The organism is Agathobaculum hominis (assembly GCF_014288055.1).
Classification (GTDB): Bacteria; Bacillota; Clostridia; order Oscillospirales; family Butyricicoccaceae; genus Agathobaculum; species Agathobaculum hominis.
Genome location: NZ_JACOPK010000010.1, coordinates 76,039 through 94,608, shown reverse-complemented (window position 1 = coordinate 94,608; position 18,570 = coordinate 76,039). Strand labels below are relative to the sequence as shown.

Here is an 18,570-nt window from a genome sequence, read left to right as displayed (position 1 = left end):
AGGAAGATGCAAAGAGATGAGCTTAAAAGAAGAAATTGCAGAAAAAAGAAAAGAAATGATTGTCGACTCGTATCCAATGTCTATTGGTGAGATAATGAATCTCTACAAGGATGGCGAACTTGATGTTCATCCTGAATTCCAAAGGTTCTATCGATGGGATGAGGAACAAAAAACGAAACTCATTGAATCTATTCTATTGGGTATTCCTATTCCTCCTATTTTTGTTGCCCAAAAGACAAATGGTACCTGGGATGTAATTGATGGTCAGCAAAGGCTCTCAACTGTTCTACAATTTTTACATGTCCTGAAAAAGGACGATGGGACACAATATGAGCCATTAGTCCTAAGAGCGACTAAGTTTTTGCCTTCTCTTGGTGGAATATGCTGGGACAATGAAACTCTATTTTTACCCGAACAGAAGATTGCTTTCAAGCGGGAGAAATTGAGCTTTACTATCATAAAGGAAACAGCGGAAAATGATACGTCAAAATACGAAATGTTTCAGCGCCTAAATACTGGTGGTACGCATTTATCTGCACAAGAAATAAGAAACTGCTTGATGATTATGATTAATAAGCCTCTTTACGAATTGATGAATCAGCTGCATGATAATACTGATTTCAAAGCGTGCGTCCCAATGACTGATACACAAACAGAAGAACGCTATGACTTAGAGTTGGTAGTAAGATATCTTCTTTATATTGGTTTTTCTGACACATTCATGGAAGAAATAGATAAATCTAGAAGCATGGACGTATTTTTAACTGAGGAACTTGAAAACTATGCTCAAAGCAATAATTCTACCCTGATTCAAGAAAGCAAAGAAAAGTTTTCTCGTATTTTTGCTCTGTTAAATAGTCTTTTAGGCGAGAATGCATTCAAAAAATATCAGGATGGAAAGTTTAAAGGACAAGTTATGCTTGCTGGATTTGAGTCAATTATTCCAGGTCTTTTTTTAAATCTTGATTATTGGGAAGCGAATAAGGAAGAATTTGTTGAGAGAGTTAAGCAAATCTATACTCAGGAAAACTTTATTAATGCAACGCGTAGAGGAACTCGTGCTTTAGATCGTATGATACAACTCATTAAATTCAGCAGAGTGTGGTTTGCACATGAAGATTAAGAGCCTAGAAAAACTCCAAGACTTACTGGATAAAGATATGGCATGGCGAAAAAAAGAATTAATAGACATCAAATTGCTTATCCATTCAACTCAAAATCCCACGCTATGTAGAGCTGGAATTGCGCTGCTGTCAGCTCATTTTGAGGGATTCATCAAACAAGCAGCAAATTATTATGTGGTATATGTAGCTTCACAAAACATCAAACTTTCCCAACTGCACACAAATTTTGCAGCAATTCATTCAGGCAAGGTTTTTGATCCTTGTGCTACATCAGATAAGATTACCGTATATCAAAAAGCAATTGATGATTTTCTCACAAACTATACCACCTTAAATTTTAAAGTTAGCTACTCTCCAGAGCATCCTATAATTAAGACGGAATCAAATCCGTCGTCTATTGTTGTTAGAAATATTTTAGATAGCATAGGTTTGGACTATTCGCCGTATGAAACAAAGTCACATTACATTGATACCGATTTGTTAAGTAACCGTCATAGCATTGTTCATGGTGAGAATATTCGGATTGAGATTTCTGATTTTGATAGTACATTTAAGATAATAACAGAAATAATGCGAGACTTTTCGGAGCAAGTTATGGAAGCTGCAACTAACAAAAGATATTTAAAAACATAGGATAGGATCACTATAAGAAAATCATTTATGCTAAACAAAGATACGCAAGCGCAATGAACGAAGAAAGCCGTTCTCCAGAAGATAATGGTACTATATGTTTCATACTTTAGGCGTTTAATGGAAATTAAAGTTTTCCGCATAGAAAGCAGAACTTGAATCTCTGTTGTGTGTAATCTCTTGTAATGGAGATAAGTTTTTGTTCTGTGGAAATAAATAGGAATAGGCGGTGTTACTGGTGGAGTATCTTGGTTGTGGGGAATTAAATCAGATTCTTGATAGAGTTGATGGATGGATAGAGAATTGTGATTTTAAGGTGTCAGTCATTTTGAGCGGAATGGGCATCCTTGCCGGTATTTTCTTGGTCAGTGATTATGTTTCAAAGTTCGCTTCAATTTTTCGAGCAGCACTCAATAATATTGGAATTTTAAGCATTGCCTATTTATCTGTCAGTTTTCTTTCGCTCGGATTATTAATATATGGAGCTATTTTGCTTGTCAGCGTTCTTTTCGCGAGAATCAATCCAGCAGAATTCAAAAATAGGGCAGTAAAATCGGATTCGATGCTATTCTTTTCATCTATCGCTAAGAATAAGAGCTTTTCAAAATATAAAGCGAAAGTCAGAAAATGCTCTAAAGAACAGTTAATGGAAGATTTGGCTTCACAAGTTTATATTTGCGCACTAATCTGTGATAAAAAGTTCAAACTATACAAAAATGGGCTGTTTTGCTCAATTATTGGTTTCTGTACCTTTATGCTCATGATGATCGTTGGGATAGCTGTCTTATAGATTAGATTTCTGACAGAGAGAGGTAGTTAACGTGGAGGCAACAAATCACATTACATATGATATAGATAAAAGCGTCCAAAGAATGGACGACATTCTTAATGCTGGAAGTGGAAATTTTTCCGATTCAGACTCCATTCCGCAAAGATCGTCATTAACTTATACAAACGGATATTACGTTAATATCACAGCATTATTCATTGATATCGTTGGTTCATCGGATATGACAGATGAACACAAGCGGCCAACGCTTGCAAAAATATATCGTTGTTTCATTTCTGAGTGTACAGCACTTATGAACTCTCAAACAATCTGTAAAGAAATTAATATCAACGGTGACTGCGTATGGGGTGTTTTTGAAACTCCGTATAAATCAGACATTGATACAGTATTTAGCATTGCTGCACGATTAAACAGTCTAATCAAAATTTTGAACTATAAGCTCCGCAAAAAAGGATATAGTCAGATTTCAGTTGGAATTGGTATGGATTATGGACGAGCTCTTATGGTGAAAGCGGGCTATTCTGGAAGTGGTTTGAATGATGTAATATGGATGGGTGATGTTGTAAATTCTGCTTGCCATATAACGAATAAAGCTGGGCGTGACGGAAAGAAAACGCTCGTGGTTTCAAGCTGCATTTATTCCAATCTTAATGAACACAACCAAAAACTTCTCAATACTACAACTATTGATTGGACAACCTATTACGAAGGGAATGTAATTAATACGGCGATGGATGAATGGTATGATGAACACTGCAAATAACCATAGCTGTGGCAACGCTATGGCAACAAAAAATCAGATAGTCCGTGCTACCTGAATAATGAAAACAATACAAATAATCTGTGCTAAATCTCATAAGCAAACCTGTTTAGAATAGGCTTGACGGGAGCGAGTGGGAATAAATATTTAGTGTTTTCTGAATCCTGAAAAGCGTTGGTAATACAGCGTTTTTCAGGATTTTTCTTTTTTAGTGGCTACAAATTGGCTACATTCGCAGCGATTTTTGTAGCCAGAGGCTCACGGCATAATGCCGTCAAGCTGTCTGGCTACCTCCACCTGCTTGTTGGGGTACAGGTGGCTGTACGTGTCCATCGTTGTCTGCACCTTTTCATGTCCGAGCCGCTCCGCAATCAGCAGCGGTGAGAATCCCATCTCCACCAGCAGGCTGGCGTGGCTGTGGCGAATGTCATGCACCCGGATGCGCTTTACCCCCGATGCCTTGCAGCCATACTCCATTTCGTGATACAGAAAGCTCTTGGTGTAGGGAAAGAGCCTGTCGTCCTTTTGCAGCCCGCAGCAATGGGACATATACTCCTGCAAACAGTTGCAAAGACCGTCGGGAATGGGGATAGTGCGGATGCTTTTCGGCGTTTTCGGCGTGGTGATAATATCCTCTCTGCCGAGGCGCTGATAGCTCTTGTTCACCGTCAGGGTTTTCTTTTCAAAGTCGATATCCGACGGTGTGAGTGCCAGCAGCTCTCCCTCCCGAATCCCCGTGTAGTACATGGTCATGAATACCGTGTAGCTGGCAGGCCGGTCTTTCATGACCTCAATGAAGGTTTGAAACTCCTGCCTTGTCCAGAACAGCATCTCATCGGCGTGCTTCTTGCCCATGCTCCCCGCCTTGTGGCAGGGGTTTTCTTTCAAGCCATAGTATTTGACTGCGTAGTTGAAAATCGCCGTGAGCTGGTTGTTGATGCACTTGAGATAGGTCTGGGCGTAAGGCTTGCCGTTTTCATCCCGATAGCTGGTCAGGGAGTTCTGCCACTGGCGCACATGAGTGGGCTTGATCTCGTTCAGCGGGATTTTCTTGAAGAAGGGCGTTACCTTCAGGTCGATCAGCCATTTCTTGCTGGCAACGGTGGAGGGTTTGAGGCGGTGCTCCATATCCTTGACATACAGAGAGATGAAGTCACCGAAGGTCATACCGAGACTGCCCGTGGATTGGCTGATGAAGTCACGTTCCCATTGAAAGGCTTCTTTTTTAGTGGCGAAGCCGCGCTTCTTCTTGTGGATGGTCTTGCCTGTCCAGTCCGTTACCCGGATCTGAGACATCCAGCGACCGGTGTCGCCGTCTTTTGTTACTGACATTTTTACCTCCTTCCCTCAAGAATCAGGCTTTGATAGGGTTATTTACTCGTTACTCTCGTTTTTACCATATTCCTTTTCCAGAAGCTCCGTTCGTCTTGCAATCAGTTCGTCACGGTCAAGTTCTTCTGGCTCTGTGCATTTGACTGCGTTCGCGGCATAGTATGCCAGAGTCTGCTCCTTCCAGCGCTTATATGCTGCCTGCGTGGAGTTATAGGCGCGAAGCTCGCTGCGCTCATCCTCCCATTGTTCAAGGAACAAGCACATATCCGCGTTGAACTCCGCCGTGCTCTTTCCATCAAAGGAAACCGAGCACTCCCATTGTTTGCTGCGGGGCGGCTTCTGCACATTGATCTTGAAGTCGATGCCCTCTACCGTTTCCAACTTAAAGAGGAAGTCCATTACGTCGGCAAGCGTCTTGATCTGTGTCGTGCTAGATTCATACCCAAGAATATAGGTTGAGGTCGTGTCCAGCAGGTCTGCGATCTGGTTGACAACGGCAATCGACACTTCAATCTCTCCGGTTTCGTACTTCTGTACGGTGCGGAGGGATTTTTTAAGCATTTGTGCCAGCTCGGTCTGGTTCAGTCCCTTCCGTTTTCGGAGTTGCTTAATTCTCTGCCCAATGGCGGGATAATCGAAATTGTCCATATCTGATTCACCTCGTCCATATCATACCGCAGAATAAAGCGAATTGCAAGTACATATTTTTATTTCGTAAAGGCTTGACAGATGCATCTTGTATGCGTATAATAGAATATGCACTCAAGATACGTATTTAGGAGAATATAAAGAAAGGAGGACGAATAGAAGATACGTAGACCGAGGCAGATCACTTTGAAACAGGAGGTACTATGAGAGCACAGTTTATCACAGCGGCAGAGGTGGCGGAGATCATGGGCATCAGCCGCAGCAAGGCATATCAGATTGTCCGGGAGATGAACAGAGAACTGAAAGCCCAAGGCTATCTGACCGTTGCCGGAAAATGCCCTGCCCAGTATTTCAAGCAGAAGTTCTACGGCTTCCAGATTCCCGGAGGTGAGCGAAATGACGGGAAATGCGAAAACGACCGCCCTCATCCCATCTGTTGGCGCAGATGGAGGGCAGCCGCCTCACGATTCAACTAAACAGAGGATACCACATGAAACCTGCGAAAGCAATCCTCCGGAGGAAAATATTGAGGAAATGCGGGAGAAAATCCGGCGCATGAACGATCCGCGTTATCTTCATACGGTTTCCATGACAGAGCTGTATCAGACCGCCTACAAGAGCAGGCCGCCCGTCATAGACGGTCTGCTCTACTCCGGGGCATATATCCTCGCAGGAGCGCCCAAAATCGGAAAATCATTTCTGGTAGCGCAGCTTGCCTATCATGTCAGCACAGGGCAAAGGCTGTGGGGCTATGAAGTCCATCAGGGTACGGTTCTGTACCTTGCACTGGAGGATGATTTCCAGAGAATCCAGAGTCGAATGTTTATGATGTACGGCGTGGCGGATACCGCCAGCCTGCATTTTGCAACGGCAGCAAACAAAATCGGAAACGGTCTTGACGAGCAGCTTGAGAATTTCATAAAGGAACACCCCGACACGAAGCTGGTTGTCATTGACACCATGCAGAAGATTCGGGAAGCCGGAGGCGAGGCTTACAGCTACGCCAACGACTATGAGATCATCGGCAAGCTCAAGCGCTTTGCGGACAGACACAGCATTTGCATCGTTACCGTCCATCACACAAGAAAGCAGCCAGCCGGGGACAGCTTTGAAACGATCTCCGGCACAACAGGACTTCTCGGTTGTGCAGACGGAGCACTCCTGATGCAGAAGAAGAAACGGACAGCATTGGAGGCCACGGTCGATGCGGTGGGGCGAGATCAACAGGATCAGATTCTATATCTGAAAAAAGATGCCGACACGCAGATATGGAGCCTTGAACGGACAGAGAACGAGCCGTATCAGGAGCCGCCCGACCCGGTATTGGATACGGTTTCCCAGCTTGTTTCCTCCGAAAGCAGAGAATGGACAGGCAGCCCAACTGAGCTTGCGGAGACGGTCAACACAGGCATGGCGGCAAACGCTCTCACCAAATACCTGAACGTTAAATCCGGCAGGCTACTGGACGAGTACCATGTGAAGTACGAGAACAGAGCAAAACACTCCGGGCGACAGGTGAAACTCACCTATATGGTAATTGACAATGTAGAGTACGAAGTAATCGAATGAGGACGGCGCGACGGCTGCGACGGTTGCAACGGTTGCAACGGTGAAAATGATACTGTCAGAGCAACCGTCGCTATCGTTGCGACCGTCGCGGAAAGGAAAGGATAGGAAAATGAAAAGCGTACAAATTCCCTATGATCTCTTCATCGACCTCGCCATGTACCATCTGCGGGGCGAGGATGATTACGAAGAGGAAATCTGTCAGGGCTTGGAGCAAAAGCTCGACGCCATGCTGAACCGGCAGCTCTATTCCCGGTATAAGACGGCACCGACCGAGGAAGAACGCGAACAGGCGCGGCAGGAGTATCTTGACCGCCGTGGAGTGCCGCAAAGCTATCGCTGGACTACTCCTCATTGGGAGCTGTGACAGGAGCGTGCCACGCTCCTGTGGCTGGCAGACAAGGCAATGCACTGGCTGCTGTCTCCTCGTGTCCCCCGTCCCCATCGAAAAATCCGCAGAGTTTGAGATGGATGGCGGAGAGGATTTTCAAAATTCTCTCTGCCTGTGGGCGGCAGCGTTGAAGCAAATTCGATTGCTGAAAGGCTGGCGGTCACGCCGTGGATTTTGCAAAGTGGGTACTACTTGCAAGCCACGGCAGAGGCTTCCGCAGAAGCCGCATTCCCCGTTCCCCCTCGGAGAGCCCACGATACTTTGCAGCCGCAGGATGAAAGTATCATAGTGGGTTATTACACTTCCGCAGAAGTGCTCCCCCGAAGCTACTCGTTCTGCACAATCTGAAATCAGGAGGTAAACTGCCTATGGCAAGAGGCGACGGTATTCACCGTACCAACGCAAGAAATATGAGGCTGACCGCTGCCAAAATCGGCAACGTGCAACAGCACAACGAACGGGAAAAGGAATCCTATGTCAATCAGGATATTGTACCGGAGAGGACACAGCTCAACGTCCATTTCAAGCAACCGACGGGAAGTTATGCCGAGATGTTCCAAAAGCTGAAAGAGGACGGCGTAATCTCCACCCGTGGTCTGAAAGAAGACGCTTTTCTCTACGGTGAGCTGGTCTTTGACGTAAACACAGCCTATTTTCATAATCACGGCGGTTATGACTTCGCAAAACAATTCTACACCGACGCATACAAATCCGCAATAGAAATCGTAGGCGGCGAGCAATATATTCTGTCTGCGGTCATGCACGCCGACGAGCGCAACCGCGCCATGTCCGATGCGCTGGGGCAGGACGTGTACCACTATCACCTTCATGTGGTCTATATCCCCATCGTGGAAAAACAGATTCTATGGACGAAACGCTGCAAGGATAAATCGCTGGTGGGGACGGTCAAGGAAACGATACAGCAGGTCAGCATGAGTAAGAAGTGGGATTCTAAGCCCGCGCTGGACGAGAACGGCGAGCCAATTTTGAGTGCAAAAGGCAAGCCCGTTCTCAAGAAGTCCTACAGCGTTTTGCAGGACAATTTCTTCCAGTATATGCGCGACGCCGGGTACGACGATGTGGAGCGCGGCGAACGCGGCAGCTCCGAGGAACACCTAACGGTGACGCAGTTCAAGGTGCAGCAGGAGCAGGCGCGGCTGGAATCGATTGAGGATAAGATTGACAGGAAGAAGCAGACGCTTGAAAAATACAACGAGAAGATCAGGGAGCAGAAGGGCGCAGCTGCTTCCTTCCACGAGATTGACAGCATTGGGAAAAAGACCATCTCCGGCAACATCTCCATGACGCCGCAGGACGCACAGTTCCTCAAGGAGCTTGCCAAGGAGGGCATCGCCTCTCGCGGGCTGATCGGAGATTTGAAGAATAAAGTGGAAACGCTCAAACACGATGTAAGCGTATGGAAACGGAAATACGAAAAGCTGCAAGAGCAGACAAAGGATTTCATGGCGGCACTCAAACGAGCGCCCCGCAAGGTCAAGGAGTTCATACAATTCATGCTCCACACCGAGCCAGAGAAGCCGGAACAGTCTGGAAACCGTGATATGCCGCGCCGCAAGAAGTGTGACATGGAACTGTGAGCAACTACGGTGTAGAGCTGTAAAAATACGAAAATAGCCAACAGGGGCGCGTCGGACGAACCGGGCGTTGTCCGGTGTGCTCCTGCTTGAAAATCTCCATTTTTCCCAAGTCAAGAGCCGGAGAAAACACCCGAAAAACACCCCTATTGCGTAACAGAGGCGCAGAAAGGAGCTTGCATGAGAACAGGACTTACCAATAATCGGAATGTTTTGACCGCAACAACACATAGAAGCACCGCCACGCCGGTATATCTTCAATATCCAAAATATGTTGCAGGCGTAGAACGCGCATTGCACATGGCATGGAAACATCTGATTTGTAAATGCAAAAATTCATTTGCGTTTACAGATTTTAAATTTGCGAATCTGGTGGCAATTTTCACAAATGTGTGCTATAATGTGATTATGTATTTTGATAAGGGGGACTTCCCAATATGCGCATCAGCTATAACAAGCTCTGGAAGATGCTTATTGATAAAAATATGAAAAAGAGTGATTTGAAAGAAAAAGCCGGCATCAGTTCTGCGTCCCTTGCAAAGCTCGGCAAGGGAGACAACATTACCACAGATGTTCTACTTCGTATTTGCGAGGCAATGGATTGTCGGATTGAAGATATTCTCGAAACGGTTCGTGACTAACCAACACTAAAGAATTTGATTAGGAGGTTTTGATATGACCATATTGGGCAAGAAGCAGATGTCGGAAGAAGACATCAAATTGAATTATATCACTCCGGTCATTCTTAATGGTTGGAAAGGTCACAGCTATATTGGAATCAGCTAAGAAGTGGAACGATTGCAACCGCACAGCCAAATTGCAACGGACAAACATTATCAAAAATGATACTTCCGCTTCCTCCCCTTGCTGAGCAGAAACGTATTGTTGCCAAGCTGGAAGAAATCCTGCCGCTGTGTGAGCGGCTGAAATGAGGTGAAAAAGATGCTGGAATTTATAAAAATCATCAACAGTGACTATGCAGGAGTACTATCTCTGCTTTCTTCGCTGATTATGGTTGTTGTCACGATCATTTATGTTGGACACACCAAGCGTCAAGCAAATTACGCTAAGGAATCAGCAGAGCTCGTTGCGAAACAAATGAAAATAGATAAGCAACCGTGTATTGTTCCATATGTAACTGATTCATGTGGATCTGCTTGGGATACCACGGACTATACCCGTATGCAGCTGGGATTTACAATCAAGCTTAGAAATGTTGGTGATTCGCCCGCAATTAATGTTTATACGTTAGCCGATATTGAATTGCAGTTTTCGGAGGATTCTGCCGGGAATAAAAAGTTGCTTCCAGCATCTTTACTCCCAGGTTTTACACAAGCATTATCAGCAGAAGAGGAGACGGATATTAATATCCATTTTGAAACCTCCGAAGTCAAGGTGTTGATTTGCGAACTAAGAAAAGCCTCAGAAAAAAACTGGGAACGCCTCAGAACAAATCCCAGCCATCATCATTATACCGGTGCTAAACTTATTATTCGTGTGTTTTTTAAAAACTTAATGGGGCAATGGTGTGAAAGTACAATTTCTTACCAAATTGCATGGTTGGCATATAAGAATCCACCACCACAGAAAACACACAACTTAAACGAAAACACTATTCCGCCCAAAGAAATTCGTGAAGGTGATGAGTTTAAAGCCGTATTGTCATCGCATCATATTGCGCCATTTGTATTTGCGATGACAACCGATAAGCACGTCATCGATGTACTGCAAGGGTATACAGACGAAAGTCCGTGGTTATCGGCTGTACTAAAAGACAACTGTACTTAAGGCATCGCCCAAAAGAGAATCCCTGTGATGCCGAATAAAATGAGGTGAGCCGCAATGAGGAGAAAAGAATACGCTTGTCCTAATGGGTGTTCTCTTCCGCCCAGAAGAAAGCAACTTAGGGAATATAACGACGGTACATATGGGTTTGACTTTTATGATTTCACATTTTGTCCTTGTTGCGGCAGCTTAATGCCATATTCCCTAAAGAAGCTCAAAGGATTTTTTGAGGTATACAATATCCACGCAGCGTTATCGGATGCGGTACAACTCATATATAAATCGGAGTTTGAATCAGCAGCACGTGAAGCTTTTGTGGCTGTGGAGAGTTATCTCAAAAAGAAGTCGGGCTTGGATTCGCACGGATTCGATCTGGCGACGAGAGCACTTTCTTTTGAAACAGACAAGCAAACCGGCGAAATAAAGAGGGCTCCCCTTATTGCAATCAATGATCTGAAAAACGAATCCCAGCGCAATGAACAGGACGGCATCAGGTATATGCTTATGGGCTTCTTTCAAGGACCTCGTAATTTGTACCAACACAATCACATTGGTTCCGGTGTAAGCAATTCTATTTCCGTGATTATCGAGGCCTCTTTCTTCCTTCATCTGCTTGATGGGCATAGCATTACTCAAAACGGACGTTGGATTCCGGAAAAAGCAGATTATCGAGAGATTTATCAAAAGATGCCCAAGCGTATTGATCGCTGGAGACTGGTACGCCTATTGAAGAAGCGTGCTCGTATGTTGAAGAAAAATCCATGATGTACTAAAAAGATAAAATCTGCCGTTGTGTGAACGGCTGAAATGATTTTCCGTCAATATACCGAAGAAAGGTGGTTTCGATAAAATGTACATAAAACGGTTATCCGCTATTAATATGGGACCGATTAATGATGTGTCTATCACATTTCCGTTTGATGAATCTGAAAATCCTAAGCCAGTAATAATTGTTGGTGAAAATGGAACAGGTAAAACTACGCTTTTATCCAATGTAGTTGACTCATTATATGAATTGGCAGAAAAGGCTTTCAATGATGTCACCAAATCTGATGGCGGCTCAGGACATCAATACTTTAAAGCTATTTCTCCGTCTGAAATTCAAATCGGAAAAGAGTATATGTGTTCAATCATTGAATATACCTGTCCTCGAAATCCTACATACTCAATCGGATATGTCATGAAATGTGGATCAGTTTCTGCTGATTTGATAAAAAGCGGTAACAGCTTTTGTGCTAACAAAAAAATTTCATGGAAAGATACGGAAGGTTACAAGAAAGCTTTTATTGAGAAGTCCGAAGCGGAAACAATTTTTGGGCGAAGCGTCTTTTGTTACTTCGGGCCGGATCGATATGAAAAACCCGCATGGATGGGGAAAAGATATTATCAGCAGGACGAGGATATACATCCGTCTATTAGAGAACGGTGGCAAGGACAATTACGTAAGCCGATCACTGTTCATGACGTAAATGAGCAAACATTGCAGTGGCTGTTGGATATCATTGCCGACTCACGATGCGATATCGTGCAAAAAGGGGATCAATTACTCGTTGAACATATTGATATGGGTAGCCTTTTGCTGCAAGGAACCGCACGAAGAAATGTAGAAAATATTATGACTGAAATTTTAGATAAGAATGTCTACTTCGGTCTAAATTATCGCAACAGGGGAAAATCTCGATTTAATATCTGCGACACAAAAAACAATTCTGTGTTAATTCCCTCGCTGGATTCCTTATCAACCGGACAAAGCGCTTTGTTCAATATATTTGCAACAATCGTGCGATACTCTGAAGATAACAACATCAATAACAGCATTACGCTTTCACAAATTGAAGGAGTTGTGATAATTGATGAGGTTGAACTTCATCTTCATTCAAACCTTCAACGCAATACACTTCCAAAGTTGATGAAACTTTTTCCGAAAGTACAGTTTGTCATTACTACGCACTCACCTTTATTTCTTCTCGGATTGGAAGAAGTATACGGGGCCAATGGATTTGAAATACATGAAATGCCCAATGGTGATTGTATTTCCGCCGAGGCGTTTTCGGAGTTTCAGAAAGCATATGCCTTTTATTCTGCAACGAAGAAGCATCAAGCAGAAATCAAAGATGCAATCAATACGCATACAGCAAAACCACTTGTCATAACTGAAGGCGCAACTGACTGGAAACATATGAAAGCGGCATTTTCCAAACTTTCACAGTGTCCAGAAAATGTTGAGGCATATAGGAGTTTGGACTTTGACTTCTTAGAATATGAGCCAGAGCAGTCAACGAAAGAAGGGGCACTCAAAATACAAATGAGCAATACCCAGCTAACAAGTATGTGTAAGCATTTTGCATCTATTCCGCAACCAAGAAAGCTGATCTTTATTGCCGACGCTGATGATACATCCACGAACAAAGAATTGGGATCGGAATCAGGATTCAAAGTATGGGGCAACAATGTTTACTCTTTCACTATCCCAGTTCCAGCTCACAGAACAGATACTCCTAAAATATGTATCGAACACTATTACTCCGACAACGATATTAAAACTCAAGTTGAGATAAACGGGGTTCAGAGAAGAATCTATATGGGCAATGAGTTCGATTCTGTAGGAATTTCTGTTGATGGACAACTTTGTTGTGTTGACCGCAATAGTTGTGGTCCTGATAAGATTCGTATCATTGACGGAACATCTGATAAACGAGTTTTCTGCATTCAAGGAGATAGGAAAACCAATCTTGCACTGCCCAAAATGGAATTTGCCGATAGAGTATTGGGAAATTCTCCCGAGTATTCAAATATCGACTTTTCCTCTTTTTCACTCATTTTTGACATCATTAATAAAATTTGCGACCAATAACTGAATCTTGACGGGCAAGCACAATTTATGCTTGCCCGCCCTGGTTGCCGATTAAGCTATATTCATTTTGTCAGCTGCCGAGAGGGTTGTATTCCGTTACAACTTTCAGGTATGCTTCGGGATCGCCGTTCAGAACCAAGTCTGCATAAACAAGCGGGTCGTTGTAGATCAGATAATCCAGCTCTGACCGCTGGAAGCGGTTATCGGCAACTTCGTTTTCAACGGCGGTGCAGTCAATGGAAATCCGGCTTCCATCGTCAAAAACCAATTCCACGCAGGCTGTGTCTATGTTGAATTGACAGGATATAAGTTTGCTCATGGTCATACCTCCAGGATGTTTTTTGAGGTGAATCAGGCGGTCAATTCCGGGTGATTATTGGCGGGAATCATATCGAAATCTGCCGCAAATCATTCAAAATAAGTCGTTGCGAACGGTTAGTACGTATAAAATAGCTGGCTACAAAACGGCTACAAAATTCGTAAGGAACCTATGTACAGCCCGAAATACGTGGATTATGTGGACAAAAAGCGTATCGAGAGTGCATTTTATAACCCTAAATCAAAGCCTAAGACTTGAGTGGGAATAATTTCGCCCTTGAAAAAGTCCAGCAATAGCAAGACTTTTTCGCCATGAGTACCCTCAGTGGCAACATTATTTGAATTATTGCGATAACAAAAAGCGCTATCTGATTTGAAGCCAAGTCAGATAGCGCTTTTTCTTTTCTTCTTTAGTCAGCTTTCAGTCGGTCCTTGGTAACCGTCACCCCCCCGCAAAGTAAAGCACCTGGGAGAGCAAGGACCACATTATCCGAACCAAACTGCTGCCATACTTCGGCAAGCTGAAAATGAGCAGCATCACTCCGCAGCAGATTATCCGCTGGCAGAATGAGCTGATCAACTCTCGCGACAAAAATGGAAAGCCCTACTCGCCGGTTTACCTCAAGACCATCCAAAATCAGCTGAGTGCAATCTTCAACCATGCGGTTCGGTATTACAACCTGAAAGAAAACCCCTGTGTAAAAGCAGGCAGCATGGGTAAGAAGAAAAGCCGCGAAATGCTGTTCTGGACAAAAGATGAATACCTGAAATTCATTGATGCTATGATGGACAAGCCACTGTCCTTTTATGCTTTTGAAATGCTCTACTGGTGCGGTATCCGCGAGGGCGAACTGCTGGCATTAACACCGGCAGACTTTGACTTTCAAAAACGTACCGTTACAATAAGCAAGTCCTACCAGCGTATCAGTGGCAGAGATGTAATTACCACGCCAAAAACTGAAAAAAGTAACCGCACCATCACAATGCCTCGTTTCCTTGTGGAGGAAATTCAGGAATATCTTGCTATGCAGTATGACATCGGTCTGAACGATCGACTGTTTCCAATTACAAAAAATTACCTCTATCGAGAGATGCAGCGCGGCTGCAAGGAAACTGGCGTAAAGAGTATTCGTATTCACGACCTTCGTCACAGCCATATCAGCCTGCTGATTGATCAGGGATTTTCGGTAGTTGGAATTGCAGACCGTGTCGGTCATGAGAGCATCGACATCACCTACAACTATGCGCACCTGTTTCCGTCCAAGCAGACAGAAATGGCGGATAAGCTGGATATGGAAAGAGGTGAAATCTGATGTCACTGAAAAACCGTGATGAACACAACCGCTGGCGGAACAAAACAATAGCGTTTCGAGTATCGCCTGAAGAAAACGAGCAGATCGAACGCTATGTTGAGCTCTCCGGGCTGACCAAGCAGGACTATATCACCCGGCGGCTTACCCACAAGGATGTAGTGGTGCATGGCAGTCCTCGCGTTTACAAATCGCTGCGTAATCAGTTTGCCGCCGTGCTGGATGAGCTGCGGCGTATCGAAGCCGGTGACGGTGTGAACGACGAGCTGCTTGACCTGATCGAAATGATGACTGACATTATGGGCGGAATGAAGGAGGCTGATACCCATGAGTGAAAAAGAAATGACTGCTCCTGTTGTATCTGTTGGCGCAGATACGGAGCAGTCATCTCAAAACCTTATTGATAATAGTTTAACCGATTTTGACCCGAATTTCAAGAGATTTGATGCAGTACAGAGAAAATTCCTGCAAATGATGGACCCGATCTACCTGAAAACCGTGTCAATGTCTGAGCTGCTGGACAATGTGTACCAGAGCAAGCCGCCCCTTATGGACGGCCTGCTCTACCGGGGGACTTACCTTTTTGTCGGCGCTCCAAAGCTGGGCAAGAGCTTTCTGATGACCCAGCTTGCGTATCACATCAGCACCGGCACGCCGCTGTGGAACTACCCTGTCCGAAAAGGCACGGTGTTGTACCTTGCCCTTGAGGACGATTACCGCCGCTTGCAGGAGCGTTCCTATCGGATGTTCGGCACGGCAGAAAACGAGAGCCTGTTCTTCTCTGTTTCTGCCGGACAGCTCGGCAGAGGTCTGGATGAACAGCTCACCAATTTTCTACGGGAGCATCCAGACACTTCTCTCATCATCATCGACACGCTTCAGAAGGTGCGTGAGGTCGGCGGGGACAACTACAGCTATGCCAACAATTATCAGATTATCACTCGCTTGAAGGCGTTGGCAGGCAGCTATGGCATCTGTTTGCTTCTTGTCCATCACACCCGAAAGCAGCAGTCAGACGATAAGTTTGATATGATCTCCGGCACCACCGGGCTGTTGGGTGCGGCGGATGGAGCGTTTTTGCTCACCAAGGAAAAGCGTACCGGCAATGCTGCCTGCCTCGATGTGTCCGGCAGAGATCAGCCGGATCAGCGGCTGCACCTTTTCCGCAACGAGGAAACCCTTGCGTGGGAACTGGAGCGTGTAGAAACAGAGCTTTGGAAATCGCCACCAGAGCCGCTGCTGGAGCAGATTTCTGCTTTCCTTTCTTTAGACAGGAAGGAGTGGATGGGAACACCTACCGAACTTGCGGCACTTCTCGGCGTGGATATGAAGCCCAATGCTCTGACAAGGAGGCTGAATGTCAACGCCGGACGACTACTGAATGAATATGGCATTCGATACGAAAGCAGCCGCAGTCGCAGCGAGCGAACCGTAAAGCTGACGGCGGATCAAGCGTGACGATATGTGACGGTGTGACGATATTTCCATGAGTGGGGGCGGTATCCTAAATACCGTCATCATTGTCACACACCGTCACGTGGTACCGTTTCGGCAGGTACAGTTTAGGCGGGGTGCAGGGTGCCCTTTTCAAAGGGCGGCCCTGCTGGGGCGGCAACCGCAGTTGCCGGGGCAACGCCCCACAGCCCCCTCGGAGAGCGCAACAGCATCTTTTGATGGCCGCAGGCTGTCAAAAGTGCTTTTGCGTTACTCTTGGCAAGAGTAACAGAACCCATCTACGGAAGAAACTGAAGGGAGTGAACGAAATGAAACGAACGATCAGCGTTGAAGTCGGCAAAGGCTCTATCAACCATAATAGCCGCAAGTTCAAAGCGGAGAATGTGGACGGTGCGCGCAGCCATCTCAATATCGACTACTGCAACGAACGCATCCAGGATGTCTATCAAATGCTGTTCGGAGCGGCGCAGGAACGATTCAATGCCAGGCAGAAACGTGCCGACCGGCGCATTCCGAAATACTATGAAAAAATCTGTACCGGGCATCAGGAAAAACCTTTTCATGAGATCATCATTCAAATCGGCAACAAGGACGATATGAGCGCTCTGGGCGAAAATGCAGAACTGGCAAAAACTGTGCTGAACGAATACTATCAGGGCTTTCAGGCGCGAAATCCAAACCTTTATGTTTTCTCCGCACACCTGCACATGGACGAGGCAACGCCTCATCTGCACATTGACTTTGTTCCGTTCATCACCGGCAGCAAGCGCGGACTGGATACCCGTGTATCTCTCAAGCAGGCGCTCGCCGCGCAAGGTTTCAAAGGCGGCACACGGAGCGATACCGAGTGGAATCAGTGGGTGCGCTCCGAAAAAGCTGACCTTGCTGCTAAGATGGAGCGGCACGGTATCGAATGGGAGCAGAAAGGCACCCATGACAAGCATCTTTCTGTGCTCGATTACAAGAAGCAGGAACGCAGCCGTGAGGTGCAGCAGCTTGGCGAGGAGATTGATGAACGCCGATGCGAGGTTCATAATCTTCAGCAGCAGGCAGAGAAATATAAGCAGGCGTTGGAGGATTGCAAATTGACGGAGGATATGCTGGAAACCGCACCGGAGTATCAGCTGCCGGAACCGCCTGCGCTGATGTCCGCTAAGACCTACAAAACAAGATTCGTTGATGCACTGGTGGAGCGGCTCAAGAAGCTTGGAAAGACGCTGCTGGCGCGGTATTTCGAGGTTCTGAACGATTATTTCCGAATCAACGCAAACAACGGCAAGCTGTACCGTGAGAACGAAAATCTGCGAGCGGCTAACGCATGGCTCAGTCAGAAAAATGACAGGCTGGAAATCGAAAACAGAAACTATTCCCTGCTCCGCAAGCGGCTCGGCAAACAGCAGCTTGACGCATTGGTGGAGCAGGCAAAAGCAGCTAAACACACCACCCGAAGCAAAAACGAAACGAGGGAAAGATGATGAAAAAGTACACCTTTGATGCGAAAAACGGCCTGTGGTACGAGCAGTGCGGGGAGTATCGGCTCCCCTGCCTGACCGTGCCGAACAGCAAAATGATCGGCAGATGGGGACAGCACCACCGCCGGTATCTCCGTCAGCACAAGTACGGTACTTATACCGCGCTGCTGCTGACCGGCAGGCTGGACGATTATCTGGCGAATATTGACTGGCAGGCGGAGGAAATATTCGCTCGGTTGGTTGAACAACTGGCTGAAACCGATGGCATCAATGAGGAACTGAAAGCTGATAATCAGATGGAATGGGTGCGGCGGATGAACGCCATTTTCGAGCAGGCAAGAGAGATTGTGTGTACAGAGTTAAAAGATGCCGCCGGTATCAGCTTCAATGTGCTGGAAAAAATGGGGAAGAATGAATTTGTCTCCATGGAAAGTCTACATAAAATTTGTTTGACACTTAAATGTGATGTAGGGGACATCATGGAATTTGTAGATGAAGGAGTTTCAAAACAATCATGATCTCTATCAAATCACATAGGAG

At 45.5% G+C, this 18,570-nt stretch carries 20 protein-coding genes and 1 pseudogene; 18 read left to right on the top strand and 3 right to left on the bottom strand.

Annotated elements, in window-relative coordinates:
• The first annotated feature begins 16 nt into the window (after nt 1–16).
• The 4 genes from H8S02_RS10905 (at nt 17) to H8S02_RS10890 (ending at nt 3,307) form a co-directional block, all read left to right on the top strand.
• Entirely contained in the window at nt 17–1,123 is a 1,107-nt protein-coding gene (locus H8S02_RS10905; RefSeq protein ID WP_186970544.1) for a DUF262 domain-containing protein, read from the top strand.
• On the top strand, nt 1,113–1,757 hold the full coding sequence (locus tag H8S02_RS10900) for an MAE_28990/MAE_18760 family HEPN-like nuclease (protein ID WP_186970543.1): 645 nt from the start codon (nt 1,113–1,115) through the stop codon (nt 1,755–1,757). Before H8S02_RS10905 ends, H8S02_RS10900 begins: the two co-directional genes overlap by 11 nt.
• Before the next feature lie 235 nt (nt 1,758–1,992).
• On the top strand, nt 1,993–2,544 hold the full coding sequence (locus H8S02_RS10895) for a Pycsar system effector family protein (RefSeq protein ID WP_186970542.1): 552 nt from the start codon (nt 1,993–1,995) through the stop codon (nt 2,542–2,544).
• Between the two features lie 31 nt (nt 2,545–2,575).
• Nucleotides 2,576–3,307: an adenylate/guanylate cyclase domain-containing protein gene (locus tag H8S02_RS10890; RefSeq protein WP_330601952.1), complete on the top strand. Its 732-nt coding sequence runs from the start codon at nt 2,576–2,578 to the stop codon at nt 3,305–3,307.
• 255 nt (nt 3,308–3,562) lie between these two features.
• On the opposite strand, the gene H8S02_RS10885 is transcribed toward H8S02_RS10890, so the two are convergent.
• Nucleotides 3,563–4,636, bottom strand: a complete 1,074-nt coding sequence (locus tag H8S02_RS10885) for a site-specific integrase (protein ID WP_186970541.1) — start codon at nt 4,634–4,636, stop codon at nt 3,563–3,565.
• A gap of 42 nt (nt 4,637–4,678) precedes the next feature.
• On the bottom strand, nt 4,679–5,284 hold the full coding sequence (locus H8S02_RS10880) for a helix-turn-helix domain-containing protein (RefSeq protein ID WP_186970540.1): 606 nt from the start codon (nt 5,282–5,284) through the stop codon (nt 4,679–4,681).
• Nucleotides 5,285–5,487: 203 nt separating this feature from the next.
• Between H8S02_RS10880 and H8S02_RS10875 the strand changes: the two genes are divergently transcribed.
• The 9 genes from H8S02_RS10875 (at nt 5,488) to H8S02_RS10835 (ending at nt 13,475) form a co-directional block, all read left to right on the top strand.
• On the top strand, nt 5,488–5,760 hold the full coding sequence (locus tag H8S02_RS10875; protein ID WP_330601951.1) for an ICEBs1 excisionase: 273 nt from the start codon (nt 5,488–5,490) through the stop codon (nt 5,758–5,760).
• Nucleotides 5,681–6,853 carry an AAA family ATPase gene (locus H8S02_RS10870; protein ID WP_186970539.1) on the top strand — a complete coding sequence of 391 codons (1,173 nt, stop codon included), beginning with the start codon at nt 5,681–5,683 and terminating at the stop codon, nt 6,851–6,853. Before H8S02_RS10875 ends, H8S02_RS10870 begins: the two co-directional genes overlap by 80 nt.
• A 109-nt stretch (nt 6,854–6,962) precedes the next feature.
• Nucleotides 6,963–7,217, top strand: a complete 255-nt coding sequence (locus H8S02_RS10865) for a complexin-2 (protein WP_186970538.1) — start codon at nt 6,963–6,965, stop codon at nt 7,215–7,217.
• A gap of 392 nt (nt 7,218–7,609) precedes the next feature.
• Entirely contained in the window at nt 7,610–8,839 is a 1,230-nt protein-coding gene (locus H8S02_RS10860) for a plasmid recombination protein (RefSeq protein WP_186970537.1), read from the top strand.
• Nucleotides 8,840–9,273: 434 nt separating this feature from the next.
• Nucleotides 9,274–9,477, top strand: coding sequence for a helix-turn-helix domain-containing protein (locus H8S02_RS10855; RefSeq protein ID WP_186970536.1), 204 nt, complete (start codon nt 9,274–9,276; stop codon nt 9,475–9,477).
• A gap of 111 nt (nt 9,478–9,588) precedes the next feature.
• Nucleotides 9,589–9,768, top strand: a complete 180-nt coding sequence (locus H8S02_RS10850) for a restriction endonuclease subunit S (protein ID WP_186970535.1) — start codon at nt 9,589–9,591, stop codon at nt 9,766–9,768.
• Nucleotide 9,769: 1 nt separating this feature from the next.
• Nucleotides 9,770–10,624 carry a hypothetical protein gene (locus tag H8S02_RS10845; RefSeq protein WP_186970534.1) on the top strand — a complete coding sequence of 285 codons (855 nt, stop codon included), beginning with the start codon at nt 9,770–9,772 and terminating at the stop codon, nt 10,622–10,624.
• A gap of 54 nt (nt 10,625–10,678) precedes the next feature.
• The gene (locus tag H8S02_RS10840; RefSeq protein ID WP_186970533.1) at nt 10,679–11,386 is read left to right on the top strand and encodes a TIGR02391 family protein; all 708 of its coding nucleotides are present in this window, start codon (nt 10,679–10,681) and stop codon (nt 11,384–11,386) included.
• 85 nt (nt 11,387–11,471) lie between these two features.
• Nucleotides 11,472–13,475 carry an AAA family ATPase gene (locus H8S02_RS10835; protein WP_279287296.1) on the top strand — a complete coding sequence of 668 codons (2,004 nt, stop codon included), beginning with the start codon at nt 11,472–11,474 and terminating at the stop codon, nt 13,473–13,475.
• 70 nt (nt 13,476–13,545) lie between these two features.
• Here H8S02_RS10835 and H8S02_RS10830 read toward each other — a convergent pair whose 3' ends face one another.
• The gene (locus H8S02_RS10830; RefSeq protein ID WP_186970531.1) at nt 13,546–13,794 is read right to left on the bottom strand and encodes a DUF6061 family protein; all 249 of its coding nucleotides are present in this window, start codon (nt 13,792–13,794) and stop codon (nt 13,546–13,548) included.
• Between the two features lie 460 nt (nt 13,795–14,254).
• Between H8S02_RS10830 and H8S02_RS10825 the strand changes: the two are divergent.
• The 5 genes and pseudogenes from H8S02_RS10825 to H8S02_RS10805 form a co-directional block, all read left to right on the top strand.
• Nucleotides 14,255–15,106 (top strand): annotated as a pseudogene (locus H8S02_RS10825) (tyrosine-type recombinase/integrase); the annotation flags it as partial.
• On the top strand, nt 15,106–15,438 hold the full coding sequence (locus tag H8S02_RS10820) for a plasmid mobilization protein (RefSeq protein ID WP_117491219.1): 333 nt from the start codon (nt 15,106–15,108) through the stop codon (nt 15,436–15,438). The pseudogene H8S02_RS10825 and the gene H8S02_RS10820, both read left to right, overlap by 1 nt.
• The gene (locus H8S02_RS10815; protein ID WP_243166505.1) at nt 15,431–16,561 is read left to right on the top strand and encodes an AAA family ATPase; all 1,131 of its coding nucleotides are present in this window, start codon (nt 15,431–15,433) and stop codon (nt 16,559–16,561) included. The genes H8S02_RS10820 and H8S02_RS10815 overlap by 8 nt, the downstream gene beginning before the upstream one ends.
• Nucleotides 16,562–16,866: 305 nt before the next feature.
• Nucleotides 16,867–18,033 (top strand): plasmid recombination protein, encoded by a 1,167-nt coding sequence (locus H8S02_RS10810; protein WP_186970530.1) that lies wholly within the window; start codon nt 16,867–16,869, stop codon nt 18,031–18,033.
• A complete protein-coding gene (locus H8S02_RS10805; protein ID WP_330601950.1) occupies nt 18,030–18,548 on the top strand; it encodes a TnpV protein in 519 nt (172 codons plus the stop codon). The genes H8S02_RS10810 and H8S02_RS10805 overlap by 4 nt, the downstream gene beginning before the upstream one ends.
• Nucleotides 18,549–18,570 lie beyond the last annotated feature (22 nt).

Excerpts from the sequence above, each read along its gene's own strand:
- H8S02_RS10905 (WP_186970544.1), top strand. The coding sequence starts at position 17 with ATGAGCTTAAAAGAAGAAATTGCAGAAAAAAGAAAAGAAATGATTGTC.
- H8S02_RS10900 (WP_186970543.1), top strand. The coding sequence starts at position 1,113 with ATGAAGATTAAGAGCCTAGAAAAACTCCAAGACTTACTGGATAAAGAT.
- H8S02_RS10885 (WP_186970541.1), bottom strand. The coding sequence starts at position 4,636 with ATGTCAGTAACAAAAGACGGCGACACCGGTCGCTGGATGTCTCAGATC.
- H8S02_RS10880 (WP_186970540.1), bottom strand. The coding sequence starts at position 5,284 with ATGGACAATTTCGATTATCCCGCCATTGGGCAGAGAATTAAGCAACTC.
- H8S02_RS10875 (WP_330601951.1), top strand. The coding sequence starts at position 5,488 with ATGAGAGCACAGTTTATCACAGCGGCAGAGGTGGCGGAGATCATGGGC.
- H8S02_RS10870 (WP_186970539.1), top strand. The coding sequence starts at position 5,681 with ATGACGGGAAATGCGAAAACGACCGCCCTCATCCCATCTGTTGGCGCA.
- H8S02_RS10865 (WP_186970538.1), top strand. The coding sequence starts at position 6,963 with ATGAAAAGCGTACAAATTCCCTATGATCTCTTCATCGACCTCGCCATG.
- H8S02_RS10860 (WP_186970537.1), top strand. The coding sequence starts at position 7,610 with ATGGCAAGAGGCGACGGTATTCACCGTACCAACGCAAGAAATATGAGG.
- H8S02_RS10855 (WP_186970536.1), top strand. The coding sequence starts at position 9,274 with ATGCGCATCAGCTATAACAAGCTCTGGAAGATGCTTATTGATAAAAAT.
- H8S02_RS10840 (WP_186970533.1), top strand. The coding sequence starts at position 10,679 with ATGAGGAGAAAAGAATACGCTTGTCCTAATGGGTGTTCTCTTCCGCCC.
- H8S02_RS10835 (WP_279287296.1), top strand. The coding sequence starts at position 11,472 with ATGTACATAAAACGGTTATCCGCTATTAATATGGGACCGATTAATGAT.
- H8S02_RS10830 (WP_186970531.1), bottom strand. The coding sequence starts at position 13,794 with ATGAGCAAACTTATATCCTGTCAATTCAACATAGACACAGCCTGCGTG.
- H8S02_RS10820 (WP_117491219.1), top strand. The coding sequence starts at position 15,106 with ATGTCACTGAAAAACCGTGATGAACACAACCGCTGGCGGAACAAAACA.
- H8S02_RS10815 (WP_243166505.1), top strand. The coding sequence starts at position 15,431 with ATGAGTGAAAAAGAAATGACTGCTCCTGTTGTATCTGTTGGCGCAGAT.
- H8S02_RS10810 (WP_186970530.1), top strand. The coding sequence starts at position 16,867 with ATGAAACGAACGATCAGCGTTGAAGTCGGCAAAGGCTCTATCAACCAT.
- H8S02_RS10805 (WP_330601950.1), top strand. The coding sequence starts at position 18,030 with ATGATGAAAAAGTACACCTTTGATGCGAAAAACGGCCTGTGGTACGAG.